At 66.2% G+C, this 18,749-nt stretch carries 16 protein-coding genes; 15 read left to right on the top strand and 1 reads right to left on the bottom strand.

Annotated features, from left to right (window positions below; translation table 11 throughout):
- Complete coding sequence (locus tag FB600_RS33215) at positions 1 to 3,918, top strand: conjugal transfer protein TraG N-terminal domain-containing protein (RefSeq protein ID WP_226285239.1); 3,918 nt, start codon at positions 1 to 3, stop codon at positions 3,916 to 3,918.
- Positions 3,919 to 3,958: 40 nt separating this feature from the next.
- Here FB600_RS33215 and FB600_RS33210 read toward each other — a convergent pair whose 3' ends face one another.
- Complete coding sequence (locus FB600_RS33210; RefSeq protein ID WP_105829728.1) at positions 3,959 to 4,348, bottom strand: hypothetical protein; 390 nt, start codon at positions 4,346 to 4,348, stop codon at positions 3,959 to 3,961.
- Between the two features lie 266 nt (positions 4,349 to 4,614).
- Between FB600_RS33210 and FB600_RS33205 the strand changes: the two genes are divergently transcribed.
- From FB600_RS33205 to FB600_RS33140, 14 genes are all read left to right on the top strand, one after another.
- Positions 4,615 to 5,241, top strand: coding sequence for a phospholipase D family protein (locus FB600_RS33205; RefSeq protein ID WP_105829729.1), 627 nt, complete (start codon positions 4,615 to 4,617; stop codon positions 5,239 to 5,241).
- A gap of 45 nt (positions 5,242 to 5,286) precedes the next feature.
- Positions 5,287 to 5,535 carry a hypothetical protein gene (locus FB600_RS33200; protein ID WP_105819121.1) on the top strand — a complete coding sequence of 83 codons (249 nt, stop codon included), beginning with the start codon at positions 5,287 to 5,289 and terminating at the stop codon, positions 5,533 to 5,535.
- 14 nt (positions 5,536 to 5,549) lie between these two features.
- Positions 5,550 to 7,547: a zeta toxin family protein gene (locus tag FB600_RS33195; protein WP_105819122.1), complete on the top strand. Its 1,998-nt coding sequence runs from the start codon at positions 5,550 to 5,552 to the stop codon at positions 7,545 to 7,547.
- Positions 7,548 to 7,555: 8 nt separating this feature from the next.
- Positions 7,556 to 7,972, top strand: coding sequence for a hypothetical protein (locus FB600_RS33190; RefSeq protein WP_105819123.1), 417 nt, complete (start codon positions 7,556 to 7,558; stop codon positions 7,970 to 7,972).
- A gap of 53 nt (positions 7,973 to 8,025) precedes the next feature.
- Positions 8,026 to 8,424, top strand: a complete 399-nt coding sequence (gene bamE / locus FB600_RS33185; RefSeq protein WP_052142817.1) for an outer membrane protein assembly factor BamE — start codon at positions 8,026 to 8,028, stop codon at positions 8,422 to 8,424.
- A 110-nt stretch (positions 8,425 to 8,534) separates the two neighbouring features.
- The gene (locus FB600_RS33180; RefSeq protein WP_105819124.1) at positions 8,535 to 8,843 is read left to right on the top strand and encodes a hypothetical protein; all 309 of its coding nucleotides are present in this window, start codon (positions 8,535 to 8,537) and stop codon (positions 8,841 to 8,843) included.
- Between the two features lie 64 nt (positions 8,844 to 8,907).
- Positions 8,908 to 9,330, top strand: a complete 423-nt coding sequence (locus FB600_RS33175) for a hypothetical protein (protein WP_105819125.1) — start codon at positions 8,908 to 8,910, stop codon at positions 9,328 to 9,330.
- Positions 9,327 to 9,800: a protein-disulfide reductase DsbD N-terminal domain-containing protein gene (locus FB600_RS33170; RefSeq protein WP_105829731.1), complete on the top strand. Its 474-nt coding sequence runs from the start codon at positions 9,327 to 9,329 to the stop codon at positions 9,798 to 9,800. Before FB600_RS33175 ends, FB600_RS33170 begins: the two co-directional genes overlap by 4 nt.
- Positions 9,797 to 10,153: a hypothetical protein gene (locus FB600_RS33165; RefSeq protein ID WP_063771315.1), complete on the top strand. Its 357-nt coding sequence runs from the start codon at positions 9,797 to 9,799 to the stop codon at positions 10,151 to 10,153. Before FB600_RS33170 ends, FB600_RS33165 begins: the two co-directional genes overlap by 4 nt.
- Before the next feature lie 42 nt (positions 10,154 to 10,195).
- Positions 10,196 to 14,971: a beta strand repeat-containing protein gene (locus tag FB600_RS33160; protein ID WP_105829732.1), complete on the top strand. Its 4,776-nt coding sequence runs from the start codon at positions 10,196 to 10,198 to the stop codon at positions 14,969 to 14,971.
- Positions 14,972 to 14,985: 14 nt separating this feature from the next.
- The gene (locus FB600_RS33155; protein WP_105829733.1) at positions 14,986 to 15,654 is read left to right on the top strand and encodes a hypothetical protein; all 669 of its coding nucleotides are present in this window, start codon (positions 14,986 to 14,988) and stop codon (positions 15,652 to 15,654) included.
- A 35-nt stretch (positions 15,655 to 15,689) separates the two neighbouring features.
- Positions 15,690 to 15,902: a hypothetical protein gene (locus tag FB600_RS33150; protein ID WP_126243005.1), complete on the top strand. Its 213-nt coding sequence runs from the start codon at positions 15,690 to 15,692 to the stop codon at positions 15,900 to 15,902.
- 14 nt (positions 15,903 to 15,916) lie between these two features.
- Entirely contained in the window at positions 15,917 to 17,260 is a 1,344-nt protein-coding gene (locus FB600_RS33145) for a DUF1173 domain-containing protein (RefSeq protein WP_105829735.1), read from the top strand.
- 409 nt (positions 17,261 to 17,669) lie between these two features.
- The gene (locus FB600_RS33140) at positions 17,670 to 18,563 is read left to right on the top strand and encodes a Crp/Fnr family transcriptional regulator (RefSeq protein ID WP_105829736.1); all 894 of its coding nucleotides are present in this window, start codon (positions 17,670 to 17,672) and stop codon (positions 18,561 to 18,563) included.
- Positions 18,564 to 18,749 lie beyond the last annotated feature (186 nt).

Here is an 18,749-nt window from a genome sequence, read left to right as displayed (position 1 = left end):
ATGGAAATCGACACCTACGGCAATGTCGATTCCCTGTACTACGTGATGCAGGGTGTCGCGTCGTTCATGGGTAGCGGCACCTGGACGGGGCTCATCAGGTACACCCTGCTGTGCGGCGTGGTGATCTGGACCGTCGTCGCCATCGGCCGCAAGGGCACTGAACTCTTCCGCTGGTTCGCCGGCGCCATGCTGATGACGCAGCTCCTGTTGGCACCGGTGGAGAACGTCTTTATCTCGGACGTCAATAACGTACAGCCCACGCGCGAGGTCGACCATGTGCCGGTGTTCCTGGCCGCGCTCGCACAGGGCTTTACGCCCATCTCGCGCGTGCTGACGCAAACCTACGAAACCGTGTTCAGCGTCCCGGATTCTCTCACCTTGAAGAAGGGGGACGTCGGTTTCGGAATATCCGTCCTGAAGAAGGTGAACCAGGCCGAGATCACCGATCCGGGCCTGCATGCGGATTTGATGCAGTTTTTCAAGGAATGCACGGTCTACGACATCCAGGATGGGGCGATCGACCCGAAGACCATCATGAACGGTACCGATCCGTTCAATACGGTGTTCACGTCGACCAGCCCGGCGCGGTATGTGACGACCAACACGCTGACGGCGAACCCGACGACCGACACCTGCTCCGCGACGGGCACGCTGCTGCTGATCCGGGTGCAGGATGCCGAGCAGTCCGCCGAGCAGGTCTACGGCAGTGAGATGTACCCGGAGATCTCGGACCCTGGCGCAGCCAAGGCGGCGTTCGTCAACGCCATCGGCGATTCCTACGGGTTCATTCTGCAATCCTCGCAGAACGCGTCGTCTGCCCTGCGCCAGGCCATGTTCAACAACGTCTGGCGTCAGGCCGGTGCCGAGCTGCCCGCGATGCTGAACGATCCGGCGCGGGTGGCCGAGGTCAACGCGTTGATGAGCTCCGCGCAGGCGGCCGTGGCCACCAACGGGTCCTTGGCCAGCGTCGCCATTCTGGCCAAGGACACCCTGCCGACGGTGCGGAACTACGCCGAGGCTGTGATCTATGCCGTGTGCCCGCTCGTTTTGATTATGTGCCTGGTCAGTGGCGGGGACGCGGCCAAGAGGATCCTGGCCATGTACGGGAAGACCATCGGCTGGGTGTCGCTCTGGCCTGTGCTGTTCGCGATGATCAACGGCCTGTCGATGATTCGGCTGAGCCACGTGATGCATTCGATGTCGCTGCAGAATGGCGTGCCGTTCGGGATGGCGGCGAAGTTTGGTTCGACGCTGATCGATGAGCAGGCGCTGCTGGGCTACATGGTGATCATCGTGCCGGTCCTTGCTTGGGGGATCTTGAACGTCGCCAGCGCGGGCCTCAACGGCGCGTTCTCGATGCTTACCGGAGCCGTGACCGGGTCCGCGCAGCAGATAGGCGGCCAGCAGGCCCAGGGTAACGAGTCGATCGGCAACGTGCATATGGACTCGTCGTCGATCGACAGCGCGTCGCGCAACGTGACCTCGGCGAACAAATTCGACAACACGGTCCAGTCTCGCACGGGGTCGATGAACGTGGACACCGGCACCGGGTCCGCCTTCACGAATTTCTCGAACGGGCTCATCGCACGCACCGACTATCAGAACAGCCTAGGCGTGTCGGCCACCTCGCAACAAGCGTTCGAGCGCTCGCTCGGCACCGATTCGTCGACGGGCGTGTCGTCGAACCAGACCAGCTCAGCCTTTTCGGGACGGGAGCAGATCGCCTCGGGCACGTCCAGCGTGTCCAACAGCCAAGAGCGCGGCACCACGCAGCGCGTGGCGGACGAATCCAGTACCGGAACGCGGGGGTCGACCAGCCGCTTAGGAGAGCGCCGCACTTCGGTTGATCAGCAATATGCCGCAGATGACGGGCACGCTGTCGAGGGAACGACAACCGCGGGCGGAAAAATTTCAGGCATGCTCGGCGGAGTATTTGAAAAGTCGTTCGGACAAGATCTGCCTGCTGGCACGCCCGGCCAAAACGCAGGCGGAGGACGCCAGGCTCCAGGAAGCAATGGCCCGCCGGGGCCAGCCAATCCCGCCACAAACTCGCCGCTATTCAGCCAGACTGAGGAAGACAAACTCGCGCGTAAGGCCGAGTCTCTTGGGAAGTCGCCCCAAGAGATTCAGGCAATCCGCGACGCGTACCGATCTAAGGTGACTGCCGCAGATTACGCGAACGGCGGCGGCACTGGGAAAGGGAGGTCGAGCGCAAGAATTGGTTTCGATATTTCCGGTGAGGGCGGCTATACAAAGTCGTGGCGAAACTCGAATGCTCAGAGGTTTGTTGACCAATACCTGTCGCAGGGCGGATACAGCGAAAACGATCAAGTTTCAGCGGAAGGTTCGCAGACTCACGCCGACTCGACCGGCATGGATTCGGGTCAGCACACTCGTAGAGACCGCTCGGCGTCGTTGACGGATCAGGTATCCACAGGTAGCCGCGCCTCCGTCGACTTGTCCCGCAGCTCTGAGGTGCGGCAGCGTGGTTCGACTCAAGTGGTTTCACGGGTCGATACCTCGACGAACCTCATGACACCCGAGAACTTGCAGAGGGTAGCCGCGCGCAACGGCATGCGATATAGCCAGTTGATGACGCTGTCTGCTGACGACCTTTCCCGCCTTGTGTCAGAAGATGCCTCCATGCGGGACGTCGTTTCGCGAAACTCCACGCTGCCGACAACGGCTCGAGACGGAACTGCCCTTCCGGTTGGTCAGGCCGACGTCGCTCGTCAGAATCGACTCGATCGGACTTCGGTAAGGAGTGACACGGCTGCAGCCTACCAAGGCTTCGCTGGCGCAGTAGGGCCTGCTGACACAAGCGCCCTCGACGTTTCCACCCCGCTGCCCGAGGTCGCCTCCGATGCACGGCAACGCGTGGATGCGATGAAGCAACGTGTGTCTGCCGATGCTGCTGCGCCGATCAAGCAGGTGCGTGACCACGTTGATCCGTCCGCCGAAAACAAACCACTCATGTCGCCTGAGCAGGCGCCTGGTCGACCACTTTCACCGTCGTCTTTGCAGACACCGACGCCAGGGGCTGCACGGGCTTCGACCTCGAGTGTTGGTGCTCCGTTTGAGGCTTGGCGCAATGACCTTGCGTTAACAGCGGTACCGCCGGGCGGCGGCGACGCTCCGTCGGCTGCGATCGAGAGATTCTTGCATCCGGGCGACGGCAACGTCGGACCGACGCAGGGCGCTTTGCAGGGTGGCCTCGGACCCGGTGCCTCGTCCGTTCCCGCGCGCCTGTCGGAAGCGAACTTTCGGATTGTGACGTTGGATGCCGGCAAGGTCTCCTCATCGGCCGGACAAGGGCAGGGCATTCAACCTGATCGACCTTTGCCGTCGCTCGGTGATCCGAAGCCGAAGCAGCCGCCGGCAGTGAAACCGATCAATTTTGCTGGATCTGTGGCCGCTGATCCGCTGCCCATTGGCGACATAACAGGATCCACGGGGTTTCCCGGGAAACCCGGAGGACTGAATGTCTCAACCGATGCTCGCTCTCTCGGCGTGCCTGGGTTGCCGGCCGATGCGGTAGCGACGCCCAACGCGCAGAGCGGTACTCGCGATGCTGAGTCGCCCGGCGTGCCTAAGCCATCTGTATCGCGCAACGGAACTCCATTGCCGGCAAGTGAGGAGCGATTTGACTCGGCGCCGAAAGAAACGGGGCGCCGTAGGACAGATGAGCAGATGAGCAGCGAGGTCGGCTCCACGCCTATCGGGCCCCCTACGCCGCGCCAGCCAACGGATGGTCGAGCAATGTCTCCTCCGGGTGACGGTGCGAGCAGAGGACCTGCGACGTCGTCAAGCGCCCTCCCGGCGTCGATCGGGGCTTCTCGAGCATCTGGGGAAACAGGCCAACGTGAGAACGGTAGCCGGGGCAGCGATGGTTCACCTGACGACGACCGTGACCAATGAAACGTGGGGCCTCCCGGCCCCACAGCCCGACACACGCTTATTAATACCAATCGCGATGATTAATTCGATTTTGATTGTCACGCCAGAACCAGCCGGTGAAGTAGTCGGTTCGTGCATCTCGGCGCAAGCTCGGGTTACTCCAAGCGTCAGTGCTATGCCCGTTCGCCAAGGTGACGTGTCGAAGCATGAGAGCAATACCAAACTCAACCAATACCCCGATTGGGCTCGTCAAGATTGCACCGAAAATCAGCCACTCCGGTGGCAATTGGTCGAAGAGAATGACAGAAGCCGCGACGAACATCACGGCCAAGTAGCCCCACATAATTTTCCGGTAAATAGGTCGTCCACTCCTCGATGCAATGAACGACGTAAAAACCGAGTAAATCAAGGCGAAAAAGCCAGCGAAGGCAATGCTGAATACATAGTCCATGATGGTAAGCGTCCCCGTACGCAATTAATGTTGACGTTACGCCTCATTTGGCGTAGTGGCAAGCGAATCCGCCATAACACAATGACGCGTGGCATTAATTCGCTCATGCCGCGTATTCGCAGATTTTCTGCGGTGAGCCGAGTGCGTTTCGCAGCGCTCACGATTCCCGCCCTGCTGCTTTGCGCCTGCGCCTCCGCCCACGGGTACGACGCCTGTTCCGCGCCCTTCGCCAGCGCCGGTCAGCACCTGCACGGCGGGAGGCCAGCATGAAGGGCTTTCTCGTTGTCGCAGCTCTCGCCGGCGGCGGCTACTACTTGTTGCACAACGGCGCGTTGCCCGATCTAGGCGGCTTGTCGACGTCCGTCGGCAACCTGACCGGTTCCCTCAAGCGGACCTCCGACGGTGTCAGCCATTCCGAGGCGTCTGCCTCGAGCGACCGCGCGTCCGTGCAATTCGCCACCTCGCCCGACGGCCAGGCCGAGGCACTCGTGCTTCGCGTCATCGACAGCGCGCAGTCGGAGCTCGACGTCGCGGCCTACGAGCTCACCAACCGTCGAATCGTCACCCACCTGATCGATCGGGCCCGCGCCGGCGTCCAGGTGCGCGTGGTTCTCGACCGGTCCCAGCTCGATGGGCGTGGCTCCAAGCTCGGTGAGCTCGCCGCAGCGGGCATCCCGGTCCGGATCGACCTGGCCGTACCCCTCATGCACGACAAGTTCATCGTCGCCGACAGCGACACCACGCAGACCGGCTCCATGAACTACACGCAGGCCGGCGCCTATCACAACGCCGAGAACGTCCTCGTCATCTGGCATCACCCGATCGTCGCGGCGGCCGTGCGCGCCGCGTGGACGCGGCTCTGGAACGAATCGAAGCCGTATACGGCGAGTTGATCGGCATGCGCCGCTCATCCCCCCACTTTGCTCAAGGAGAACACCATGCCTCACGTTGATTACGAAGTCGCCAGCCAAACGATCGGACAGCTGATTGCCCACCAGGTCGCGGTGATCGCCCAGGAAGAGATGAAGCGTGAGCCGGATGTCGCGCGCGCGACCACGGCCGAAGCCGAGCGCAAGGCACTGGTCGCCGCGCGGGATGCGCTCCAGCCGGATGACGCACCGGCGATCGCCACGGCCTTGGCGCTTTATGGCCCTCGTGCCCGCCAGCTGAACGCGGATCTCGCCTGATTCCGGAGCGCGACATGGACACGATCCCGGATCTGGTGATGCAACGTGCCTACGCCCGCGTGGAGCGCGAGGCGCTGGAGGGCAGTCGCGAGCAGGCGGCGCCGACCGCCATTCTCCTGGGCGGCCAGCCTGGCGCCGGCAAGACCGCGCTCGCGCGGCAGGCGATGGCGGAGCTCGGCGCGCGCGGCGGCGCCGTGCTGGTCGACGCCGACCGCATGCGCGAGAACCTCCCCCAGTACAGCCAGCTGCTTCGCCAGAACCCTCAACATGCCGCAGACCTGACCCACGTCGAGGCCGGCCGCTGGTCGGGGCGGCTGACCGATGCCGCGTCCGAAGCGCGTCGGAATCTCGTGATCGACGGCACGATGCGCAACCCGGAGAGCCTGCGCAACCTCGCGCGGCGGCTCAACGAGCGCGGCTACACGCTGGAGGTACGCGGCGTGGCCATGCCGGGCGACGTGTCGCTGGCGCGCGCCCAGATGCGCACGGAGCGCGAGATCGCCACCACGGGCGTCGGACGGGTGGTCAATCCTCAGCAGCACGATCAGGCCTATGCCGGGATGGTCGAGACGGTCGCCCTGCTCGAGCGCGAGAAGGCGGTGAACCGGATCCGGATCGTGGATCGGCACCATCGCGAGATCTACCGCAACGAGCTGCACCAGGGCGACTGGCGCGAGCCGCCGGCGGCCGCCGACGCGATCACGCGCGAGCGCGGTCGGCCGATGACCCATGAGGAGATCGCTGACCACGCCGCGATGCTCGGCGACATCCTCGCGCTGCGCACCGCGCGAGGCGCACCCTCGCCCGATATTGCCGACGTTGCCCTGCGTCGAGAGTACGCGGTCGTGGCGCGCCAGTCGATTGCACAGACAGCGCCCAGCCGGGCGCGGGCCGCAATCGAGCCGTCTTCCGATCGGAGCCTGCGCGAGGTCCTGCGCTCGATGACCCGCAACGTACCCAACCTCGGCGGCCATTATCCGGATCCCGTCGCTCAGGACATTGCGAACTCGCCCCATTTCGCCGCCCTCGAGGCGCGGCTTCGTGCGCTCGGTTTGACCCACCTCACGCCGCTGGACGCCGGCGCCTCGTCGGTGGTGCTGGCCGCCGACGACAAACACGTGGTTCGGCTCGGCACGGGCGAGCTGGTGCAGCGGCCGAAGATCCCCGAGGTGCTGCAGCCGGTGGCCAGCGGTGAGGCGGGTAGCCTGCGCTATGAGGTCATGCCACGCGCGGAGACGCGTGGTATCACGCCCGCCGACGCGGACCGCATGGCAGCGGCCCTCGAGCGCCAGGGCTATCACTGGGGTGACAAGGGCGCCGACAACCTGGGCGTGATCAACGGTCGCGTGGTGGTCCTCGATCCCGGTGGTATCGAGCCGATGCGTGAGGCGCGCGGCCAGGAGCTGAGCCGCCAGGCCGCGCCAGCCAAGGCCGAGAAAGCGCCGGAGCCGGATGGCGGTGTCGATACCGCCCGCGACCCGCGCCGGCGGACCGTGGACCACGCGCGTGACGCCGAACGCGGCAGGGCCTTCGACACGCTCGGCCGTGACCAGGCGCTCGCCCTCTTCCCCGAACTGGATGCGGCCTACCACCACCTCGAGACGCAAACCGAACTCGCTACGGTGCCGAGCTCCGAGATCCAGCGCGCGAACCTGTCGGAGCAGATCCACCGCGGCCAGCTTCCCGAGGGCGACGTGCCGGATGACGTGTCGCGCCGCGCGATCGGTCTGGCCGGCGATCGGCACAACCTGATCCTGCGTGATGCGCAGGAACTGGAGCGCCACTACCGCGGCGAGGTCCTAGCCAACTCGTCCCACCACTCGCTCGTGAAGATCGGCCAGACGGTCGGGATCGTCTATCCGCGTGAGCGACTGTCGCGCGACATCGAGGTGGGCGAGCAGGTGGCGATCCACTACTCCCCGGACAGCGCCCTGCACCAGGTCAAGGACCACGAGCAGCACCTGGAGCAGGCGGAGCGCGTCCAGGATCACCAGCACTCGCTCGAGCGATAGGAGAGCCCATGTACCCCTTCACGCGAGCAAGGCGCGTTCGCGCCGTACCGCACTTCACGCGCCTCTATCTCGATGAGCGCCGACAGGTGCGGCTGCAGATGTGGACGAGCCCAAGGCTGCTGCGCATCGAGGCGAGCTGGGCCGTCCGCTACGTCGCTCAGTGGGTCGCACTCTGCTGGCTGGCGTGGGCGCCGTCACTCTTTCTGTGGGCGCAATTGGTCGCCGGCGGGTTCGACCTGGATCGGCCGATCGCCTTTGTGCCGCGCGACTGGCTCGCGATGTACGCCCTCACCGGCACGGTTGTCTCGCTCCTTTATGTCTGGTGCCGGCCCTACATCAGCTACGTCGAACTGCAGGTGAGGCATCACATGGACGACTGGTACCGCGCAGTCTGCGAGGCCGAGCGCGGCGGTCGCCTGTATTAGCCCGACGACACGACACCTTGTTTTCCCCTTTTCACTACAACACGAGGTAGACCATGAAGCTGACCCAACACGCACTGCTGATCGCCACCCTGTCCGCCGCCGCGCTGCTGACGGGCTGCGCCACCACGGGCAACGAGCATCTCGAATCGGCGACGCAGACGAGCGTGCAGAGCCAGATCACGCAAGGCAAGAGCACGAAGCAGGACGTCCAGGACGCATTCGGCTCGCCGAACAAGACGACCTTCACCGATTCCGGTTTCGAGATCTGGACGTATGAACTCGCCCACGCCACGCCGCACGCCATCAACTTCGTGCCGATCGTCGGCGCCTTCGCGCACGGCGCAGACGTGCGCAAGAAAACCCTGACGGTGCTGTTCGATGACAGCGGCGTCGTCAAGAAATACACCTTCGCCGAGACCACCGACGTGGCCAAGGGAGGCATCGGCCAGTAAGCCAGTTTCGCTCGGAAGTGTGCGTCTCCATTCGCACTTCCCTTTGACGCCAGCCGGGTGGCCCGGCTGGCCTTTTTTGACAGAAACAGTTCACAACTGAGGCAATTAGGATGAGTCGACAACAAGCATCGTCGATGGCGCGACGGCAGGCCGCGGCCCCGATCGTGTGGCCCAAGGACACGCTGATCCTCGTCAATCCGGATCCGGCCGTCGCGCGCCGGCAGCCTGCGGAGCGCGATAACGCATCCGGCGCTGTCTTGCCCGCACACGGCGCGCCAGCGGCCGTTGGTGTCGACCTCATGTTGAAAGCTGCAGCAGCCGGCAGCCAAGACGCTTTGCGTTACGTGATCGGCCATCCCGATGTGATCTTCCACGCGTCCGGTCCGCAGGCGCCCTCCCCCCATGCAAACCGCGACTAACGGAACGTCCCCTATGCGCGTCCGCCCCCATCGACGGCCGGTGCAACGTCGCCACGTGATCGCCATGCTCGCGGTGCTGGCACTCGGCACCTCGGCAGGCGTTCCGGTCACCGCTGTCGACCAACAAAGCTTCCTCGACGGTATCGAGCCCGTGGTGGCTGGATTGCTTGTCGCCGCCACATTCTTCGCGCCGGCGCTTCGTCTGCGCTGCACCCAGCGCGGTTCGTGGAGCGCCTTGCGCCGCGCTCAGCGCTATCTGCGCGACTTCGGTCTTTGCCTCTGCCTGCTCGGCGCGCTCGGGTTGGCCTTGACGTTCAGCGAGATCCACCCTGGATCAACGTTTGAGGCGCTGCCGGACGTCATCTTCGATATGTCGGCCGACACGATGCTCGGCGGCAGCACGATCTATCTGTGGGGTTTTGCCGCGCTGCCAGTCCTGCGTGGGGTGATGTGGATCGAATCGAAATTGATGCGAGGTGCGCGATGAGCGCCACCCGTCGATCCCTGCGCCGGCTTTTCGCAGCGAGCGCGCTTGCTTGTGTCCTGAGCTGCATGGGTGCGGCCGCCACCCAGGCGCAGGCGTTTCTCTCGCCGGATCAGGCGTTCCGCGTTCGGATGACCGAAGAGCCGGGCGTCGTTGTCTTGCACTTCGCGATCGCCGACGGCTACCGGCTGTATGGCGATCGCTTCCGCGTCACGAGCGACGACGGCCAGGCGCGGCTCGGTGCCATCCAGCACCGCGCTGGGAAGGTCGTGCCGGACCCCGCCGCAGGCCGGCCGGTGGAAGTCTTTGAGCACGCGGTCACGCTGCGCGTGCCGGTGAACGCTCATGACATGTTCGGCCTGACCGTGAGCTACCAAGGCTGCGCAGTCAACCAGATCTGCTACCCGCCCATGCAACGGACCTTTCCGGTGATTGCAGCGGCGCTGTTTGGCCAGTCGGAGGCCAGCCGATGAGCCCGGTTCTGTCGCCCTTCGCGCGAGCGCTCGAGGCCCGGGTGCAGTACGCCTATGCCGTTTGCACGACCGACATCGGCTCGCCTGCGTGGTTCACCCATCTCGCGGCCGCCAGGCAGCACGCGATTGCGCTCGGGCGAGCGCATGCCGCACAGGACAGCTATGAGTGCCCGAATTTGATCGCGGATATCCCGATGCTGCGCGCGGCCTACGAGAGCGCGGTGCTCGATATGCGCCGCAGCCGGCTCGGCCAGGCCGACGCTGAAGCACCTGAAAAGACACCCCTCTGTTCCCGGAATCTTGGCGGAAGACAGGAACAGAGGGCTCCAGGTCCTGCGCAAGCGCAGGCGTAAACGTCCCGTAATCCGGGATCTCGATGTTAAGCGGGGATTGTAATGAAAGTGAGGAAAAGACCCAAACGCACCGGGATATCGATCGCGATCGCCGCCGCGCTCGCATCGGTATCCGGACAGGCGCCTGCGCAATCGCAAGGTGCCGGTGCGATCCAAAACGGCAATGGCGCCGTCGCGTCGGGCGATTATTCGATTGCCGAAGGCACGGCAGTCTCGTCGCTCGGCCTGCGCGCGGTGACCATCGGCTACAGCTCGACAGCCGCGGGCGATGACTCGATGGCGCTCGGGACGTCGTCCATCGCGCAACTGAACGCAGTGGCCATCGGGAACACGGCAGTGGCGGGCTCGTATGCCACGGCGATCGGCTACAGCGTGACGGCCGCCGACCAGAGCAACATCGCGATCGGTAACGGCACGACGGCTGGCATCGATTCGAGTGGCAGCACCAGCCAAGCGAACCTCGCCATCGGGTTGAATGCGCTCGCGAATTCGCCCGGCACGACGCAGGGTGGCGCAGTGGCGCTGGGGTTCAAGGCCACCGCAACGGGCACCAATGCGGTGGCCCTCGGATCCTCGTCGGCCGCGCTGGCTCAGCAAGGCCTGGCGATCGGCACGTCCTCGATCGCGACGAATCCTCGCGACGTGGCCATTGGCGCGGGCTCCGTGACAGGGTCCGCGCATCCGCTCAGCAGCATCAATATCGCTGGCCAAGACTATGCCGTCGCCGGCACCACGTCGAACGGCGTGGTCAGCTTCGGGCAGTCCCGCTCCCCCCGCCAGATCACCAACGTCGCGGCTGGCTCGGTGACCGCAACGAGTACGGACGCGGTCAACGGCTCCGAGCTCTACCAGGTCGGACAGGTGCTGGGCAGTCTGTCGACCTCGAGCAGCCAGTCCCAGACGTCGCTCGCGACCGGCGTGGCGGACAACGCGACCGGCATCACCAGCCTGTCCACCGGTCTCGCCTCGCTCTCCACCACCTCGGCACAATCGCTGGCTTCGCTGTCGACCGGCCTGGCCGACACGGGCACCGCGCTTTCCAGCCTGTCTTCCAGCACTGGCAGCTCGCTCGCATCGCTCTCGTCTGGCGTGGCGGGGAATGTCTCGAGTATCGCGAGCCTCTCGACTGGCGTGGGCAGTGGCATGGCGTCGCTCTCCACGGGCCTGGCCGGCAGCACCTCGGCCATCGCGAGCCTCTCGACCGGTACGGCTTCCAGCTTCGCCTCGCTGTCGACGTCGAATGCTCAGGCGGTCGCGAACCTGTCCACCAGCACCGAGCAATCGGTTTCGTCGCTGTCGACGGGGTTGGTGGGCAGCACGTCGGCGATCGGGAGCCTGTCGGCCAGTGTTGCGGCGGGGTTGTCATCTCTGTCGACGTCGAGCGCCCAGGCGGCGACAAGCCTGTCCACGAGCACCGCGCAATCGGTCACGTCGCTGTCGACCGGCATTGCTGCCAACGGCGCCAGCGTTGCGAGCTTGTCGACTGGCGTGGCGAACGGCTTCACCTCGCTATCGACCGCCACAGATCTATCGATCGGATCACTGTCAACGGGCGTGGCCGGCAATGCGTCGGGCATCACCAGCCTGTCCACCGGCCTCGTCAGCCTGTCGACGGCGGCGACGCAATCGATCGCCTCGCTGTCGACAGGCCTGGACAGCACCCATGCAGCGCTCAACAGCCTTTCCACCGGCACGGCCAGCGCGATCGCCGGGCTCTCCACCAGCACCGGGAGCGCCGTTGCATCGTTGTCGACCGGCGTGGCCGGCAACACGGCGGGCATCGCCAGCTTGTCGTCGGGCATGGCAGATGGATTCATTTCGCTGTCTACCTCGGCGGCCCAATCGGCGGCCTCCCTCTCTACCGGTCTCGCCGGCACCGACACCGCTCTGGCCAGCTTGTCGACCAGCACGGCGGCAAATCTCTCGTCGCTCTCGACGAGCTCCGCGCAGGCGGTTGCCACGCTGTCCACGAGCACCGAGCAGATCGTCACGTCGCTGTCGACGGGCGTGACGGCGAACGCCGCTGGCATATCGAGCTTGTCGACTGGCATGGCAAACGGGCTCACGTCGCTGTCCACCTCGGCGGCTCAATCCGAGTCCTCGCTGTCGACCGGTCTCTCCGGCGCCAACACGGCGCTGGCCAGCTTGTCCACCGGCACGGCACAGTCGATCACGTCGCTGTCGACGGGCCTGGCCAGCGACGGCACGACGATATCGGCGCTTCGGGCCGGCTTGAACGCCGGCACGATCGGCCTGGTGCAGCAAGCCAGCGGCGCCAGCGCAGGTGCGATCACGATCGGTGCGGATACCGCAGGCACGGTCCTCAACGTCGCCGGCACCGCCGGCGCGCGTCAGGTGAAGGGCGTGGCCGCCGGCAGCGACGCCACCGACGCCGTCAACCTCCAGCAGCTGCAGAGCGTGGCGGCGCAGACCGGCGCGGTCGGCTCGAGCGCCGTTGCCTACGATGACGCCTCCCACACGCGGGTGACGCTCGGGCTGATCGGCGCCGGCACGCCGGTGACGCTCACCAACGTGGCCGATGCCGCCGTGTCGGCCACCAGCACGGACGCCGTGGCCGGCCGGCAGCTGTACGCGGCCGAGCAAGCCACCACGGCAGTCGGCAGCGCGATCGCGTCGTTGTCGACGTCCACCGACCAGTCGGTCGCTTCGCTCACCAACGGGCTGGCCAGCACCACGATGGCGCTCGGCAGCCTGTCCACCGGCAGCGCTGCTGCGCTCACCTCCCTGTCGACCGGCCAGGCCGCAGCCTCGGCGGCGGTCGCCAATCTCTCGACCGGCACCGCGCAGGCCGTCACGTCGCTGTCCACGGGGCTGGCCACCAGCGGGACGACGCTGGCGGCTCTGCAATCGAGTCTGGCGGCCGGTACGGTCGGGATCGTGCAACAGGATGCCAGCACCGGCCTGATCACGATCGGTGCGGGCACCGGCGGTTCCGCCGTGGATCTGCGCGGCAGCGGCGGCCCCCGCCAGGTGAAGGGCGTGGCCGCCGGCACCGATGCCACCGATGCCGTCAATCTGCAGCAGCTGCAGAGCGTCACGGCTGCCGTGGGCACCGTCGGCACCGGCGCCGTGGCCTACGACGACGCGTCCCATTCGCGCGTCACGCTCGGCGCACCGGGCGCCGGCGCGCCGGTCGTGCTCAACAACGTCGCGGATGCGTCGCTGTCGGCCACCAGTACGGACGCTGTGGCCGGCCGCCAGCTCTACGCCACCAACCAGGCGATCGGCGTCACCGCGGCGGCCGTCTCGACCCTGTCGACCGCCACGGGACTGGCGGTATCGTCGCTGTCCACCGGGTTGTCCGGCAATGGCACGAGCCTGGCAGCGCTGCAGTCCGAGCTGGCCGCCGGCACGGTCGGCCTGGTGCAGCAAGCGGATGGCCTCGGCACCGGCGTTATCCAGGTCGGTGCCGGCATGGCCGGCTCGGCCGTGAACTTCGCCGGCACGGCGGGCGCCCGCCAGCTGAAGGGCGTCGCAGCCGGGACGGACGCCACCGACGGCGTCAACCTCCAGCAGCTGCAGAGCGTGGCGGCCGCAGTGGGGGCCGTCGGCGCCGGCGCGGTGTCCTACGACGATGCGTCCCGCACGCGCATCACGCTCGGCGCGCCGGGTGCCGGCACGCCGGTCACGCTCACGAATGTGGCCGACGCGACCCTTTCGGCCAGCAGTACTGATGCCGTCTCCGGGCGCCAGCTCTTTGCCACGAACCAGACCGTTTCCTCGCTGGCGGGCCAGCTCGCGGCCGGCACGGTCGGCCTCGTTCAGCAAAACGCCAGCGGGATCACGGTCGGCGCCACCACGGGCGGCACCACGCTCGATGTCAGCGGCACCGCCGGCGCGCGGCGGATATCCGGGGTGGCCGCCGGCGTCAACGCCACCGACGCGGTCAATGTTGGCCAGCTGGACCAGGTCATCGGCACGGTCAACACGATCGCCGGCAGCACGCTGTCCTATGACGACCCCACCAAGCTCAGCGTGACCCTGGGTGGTCTCGGTGCCGGCTCGGCGGTGACGATCCACAACCTAGCGGTCGGCGCGCTGACAGCGGCCAGCTCGGACGCGGTGAACGGCGCCCAGCTCTTCGCCACCAACGCGGCCGTCACGGCCAACACCACCGCGATCAACGCCCTCTCCTCGCGCCTCGGCGCCATCCTGCCCTCGAGCTTCAGCCAGACGATCCCGGAACCCGGGCAAGGCAGCCTGAAATACGCCGCCTTCAACAGCACCGGCGGCGGCTCGATCGCAACCGGCGCCGACGCGACTGCCGTCGGCAGCAATGCGGCCGCCAGCGGCGATCGCAGTACTGCGCTGGGCACCGGCGCCGCCACGTCCGGCACGGACTCGGTTGCCGTCGGCAGCAACGCAAGCGCGACCGGCGCGAATGCCGTGGCGCTGGGTGCCGGCTCGGTGGCCGACCGCGACGACTCGGTGTCGATCGGCAACGCGACGGCCGGAACGACGCGTGTCCTGGCCAACGTGTCCGCCGGCACGGCGCCGACCGATGCCGTCAACGTCCAGCAGCTGAACGACTCGGTCACGAACCTGAGCAACCGGCTCGACCACGATCGGCGCGACGCCAATGGCGGCATCGCCGCGGCCGTCGCGATCGCCAGCTTGCCTCAGGCGCCGGCGCCGGGGCGAAGCATGGTCGCGATCGGTGGCGGCACCTACGGCGGCCAGTCCGCGATGGCGCTTGGGATCTCGACCTACGCCGGCCGGTGGATTCTGAAGGCCAACGGCTCAACCGACTCGCGCGGCACGGTGGCCGCCGGTGTCGGCGCTGGCTTCGTTTGGTAACCAAGGGGAAAACCATGAAATCGAAAAAACAGACCCAACGGGATATCGCCGCGGCCATCGGCCAGCGCCGCCTCGATGTGCCGGTCGCCTTCTCGCGCGCCCTGCAGGCCCGCGTTGACTACGCAACGGCGATTTGCGCCACGGATGAGGGATCCGACGTGCGCAACGAGCTCCTGCGACGCGCGCGCTTCGGTGCCCGGGATCTCGGGCGAGACCTCGTCCTGGTCGGCGCTCACGATCTGCAATGCCCCCGGCTGTTCGCCGACGTCCCGATGCTGCAAGACGCCTTCGAGAGCGAGGTCCTGTTGACCGAGGTCGAGCAAGCCAGCGATGCAGCGGAGTTAGCTGACGCCTTGGTGTCCGTGGATGCCGAACTGGCGCAAGAGCGCGCGGCCGACGAGCGGCGCTCGAAGGTGAAGGCCGCGATCGCCGCCGGCGATTGGGCCGCGCTGGATCTGCCGACTCCCGAAGCCTTCGTGAAACTGCTGGCGGCCGGTGAATCGGCCGAAGCCGACGGCCACACCTTCGACTACATCGAGGGCGAAGGCCTGTGGTGCACCAACCCGTATGGCGTCGACGCGTACTTCGGGGAATCCATCCCGTCGATCGACTACGCCCGCGAGCTGCTGACCGCCATCGCTAGCGGCACGATCTTCGGCGATACGCCGCCGGGCAGCGATTGATCGCCCTCCTCCATCCGAACACGAGGATCCATCTCATGACCGATCAGATTTTCCGCAGTGGCAAGCCTGTGACCCCACGCAGCATCGTGTCGGCGGCGATCGCCGGCGACATCTCCGCGGACGAAGCCGAGGAGCTCGTACAGCTGCTGATCGAGGCCCGCGCGCGTGGCCTCGACGTTCACGAGCCCGCAAGGCGCAACGCTAACGCATCGTCGCGCGGGACGGGCAAACTCCTGGCCAGCGCTTAACTTGGGGCGCCACCATGCAACGCTTTGAATTGGACGGCCAGGAGTACGACGGCGACAGCAATAGCTTCCTCGCCAAGCTGCCGGCCGCGCACGAGGCCAAGGCGCGTCCACTTTGCCTGTGCTCGGTCCCACCCGTTCCGATGTACATCGCGCGCTTCGAAGGTCGCTACCAGGTCAAGCGCATGCCGGGCACCGGCACCCAGCACAAACTGGGCTGCGACTCGTTCGAGACGCCGCCGGGCCTCAGCGGCTTCGGGGACGTCGACGGCTCGGCGATCGTGGAGGATCCGGAGTCGGGCCAGGTCACGCTCAAATTTGGTTTCGCCCTGGCCAAGGGCCCGGCGCGCGAGATGCCGGAGCCTTCGGGTAATGAGCCCGACAGCATCAAGGCCGATGGCAAGAAGCTGACCCTGCGCGGGCTGCTGCACTACCTCTGGGAGCAAGCGCAGCTGAATCGCTGGTCGCCCAACATGGCGGGCAAACGAAACTGGTCCGTGGTGCGCAAGTATCTGCTGCTGGCCGCTGCCGGCAAGAACGCGAAGAAGATGAACCTCGAGGATCTGCTGTACATCCCCGAGATGTTCGTGGGCGATCAGAAGGACCTGATCGCCCAGCGTCGCACCGAGCGCCTCGCGCGGATCTCCGTCTCCGAATCCGGCAAGCCGCACTTCGTGCTGGTAATCGGCGAACTCAAAGAGATCGCCACCGCGCGCTTCGGCTTCAAGCTGGTCATCAAGCACCTGCCCGACTTCGGCCTGATGATCGACGAGAAGACCAAGAAACGTATCGAGAAGGTCTTCGCAGCCGAGCTCGAAATCTGGGCGGCGACGGAAGGCATCCACCTCATGGTGATCGCCACCGCGAGCGTGTCGGCCACCGGCATCGCAACCGTGCAGGAAGTCTCGATGATGCTGGTGACTGACTCGTGGATCCCGTTCGAGACGCTCTCCGATCACGCGCTGCTCAAGACGCTCGCCAAGCGCCGGTACCAGAAATGCCTGCGCTACAACCAGACGGCAAAACACCCCATCGCCACCGCGCTGCTGACCGACGCGGAGCGTGGCACCGCGCTCTATGTCGTGCCGCCGGAGGCCTCCTCGAGCTACCAGGCTGAGCTGGACCTCCTTATCTCCGAATCGGCGCTCGACGCGTGGACCTGGCGACCCGGATCCGAAACCATGCCCGCCCTTCCCTTGACGGCATATGAGGCGGCCCGCCAGGGAGGCGTTCGTGCGCGGCCGACCGCCACGCCGGCGATGCCGCCCATGCCAGAAGAACCCCCTCTCGAGGACGAGCCGCCGCCTTCTGTCGACATGTCGGCGGACACCGAGAACACCTGGCCGACCACATGGTTGTGACCGCATCTAGTGCGCCGACACCGAGCGGGCAAGTTCGATTTGTCAGCTGGACTGCAGGCAGGACTTCCGCGATGTTGTGTCAGACGAAAGAAGGGAAATTTGAAAGGAAAACCAAAAAAAACGCCCCGAGTTGAAGTCGGGGCGTAAGCGATGTTAGCGACGGTGTAAGGGGGTGCCGCCACATCAGACCAAGGGCGATTCTAGTCCGGAAGTTGGTGCTGTCAAGCGACATCCATGTGACAACGAAACGAAGAACGACACGCCAAGTGAAAACAGAAAATCAGATGGGCCAAACCGCGAGCGCGAGCGTGAACGAGGCAGCAGCCGGGATGCGAAGCCGTGTCCTATCCAAGGCTACCAATCGAGCAACCTGGACACGGAGCACGTCGGCGACGAACTGAGCAAGCCGATGACGCAACCGGTTCCCGGTGCGCTGCCGCTGACAGCCGCTCCACCGTTGAATCCGCATCAACCCGCTGCCGGTGCTCATTGCCTGACGGCGGACGCGCGCGCGCCGATTTCGCGCGTGCCGCTTCCCGACCGCGTCTGGCCGGCCGATATCCCCTGCCCGGCGCCCACCAACAGCCCGCGCCTTCTGCGCGAGCTGAAACAGCGCCTCGGCCGTTATCTCGACACGCCGCAGGCCTGGCTCCCGTCTCTCAACGCCGCCAACGGCAGCCGGCGACAGCAGCGCAGCGAGCGCCGCGTCGCGTGCGTGCAACTGGTGCGCGCGCTGATCAAGTTCTGCGACGTCTCCACCCTGCGTATCGCGGTGCCGGCGCAGGGCGGCTGGGTGGATTTCACGTTGCCCTACCTGGCCGAACAGGCGGGCCTTTCAGTCCGCCGCGCAGAACGGGCACTGCGGGACCTGGTCACGGCCCGGCTCGTGAAGAGTCGCCCGCAATGCGAGCTCCAGGTCGGCGAAGATGGACCTCGATATCGCGGCCTGGCTGCCATTCGGTATGTGACGCCGGCGCTCTTCGAACAATTCGGCCTCGGGAAGTGGCTGCGCCACGAGCGCACGCGTGCCCATCTGCGTGCGCAACGCCGGCGAGACGCCGCACGAAAGCGCGAGCGCAAGGTAGGCGCCGGCGCTGGCCAGCTGCTCACCCAGCTGACCGACACACTGGCGGCCGCGCAGGCGAAAGCCGCGGCGCGTGGCCGACTCTCTGAAAGCGATCGTCGGGCCGAGCTCGAGCGCGCGGTGATGATCCGCGCCGGCGAGCTCAAAGCCGCACATCCCGATTGGGACCGGGACCGGTGCTTCCGGATCGCACGAAACCAAGTCGCCCCACCCGCCTAACCTCGCAGCGTCCCCTGTTGCCCTTCCCATCGCGCCAGCGAGAACCGCATTCGCGTCGACCTCGCCAGGCCGACGCCTGGGCCCGAACCTTCCCTCCGTTTTCCACACGTCGCGTCGCACTCGCCAGCGCGCGGCGAGCCTTCGGCCGTCAGCGCATGTGGATAAGTGCATTTAACTGTCGGTACG

Origin of the sequence: Burkholderia sp. SJZ089 (assembly GCF_007828315.1) — a bacterium.
Lineage (GTDB): Bacteria > Pseudomonadota > Gammaproteobacteria > Burkholderiales > Burkholderiaceae > Burkholderia > Burkholderia gladioli.
Note: the sequence above shows the minus strand (reverse complement) of the source record. Positions and strands in the feature narration are given on the sequence as shown.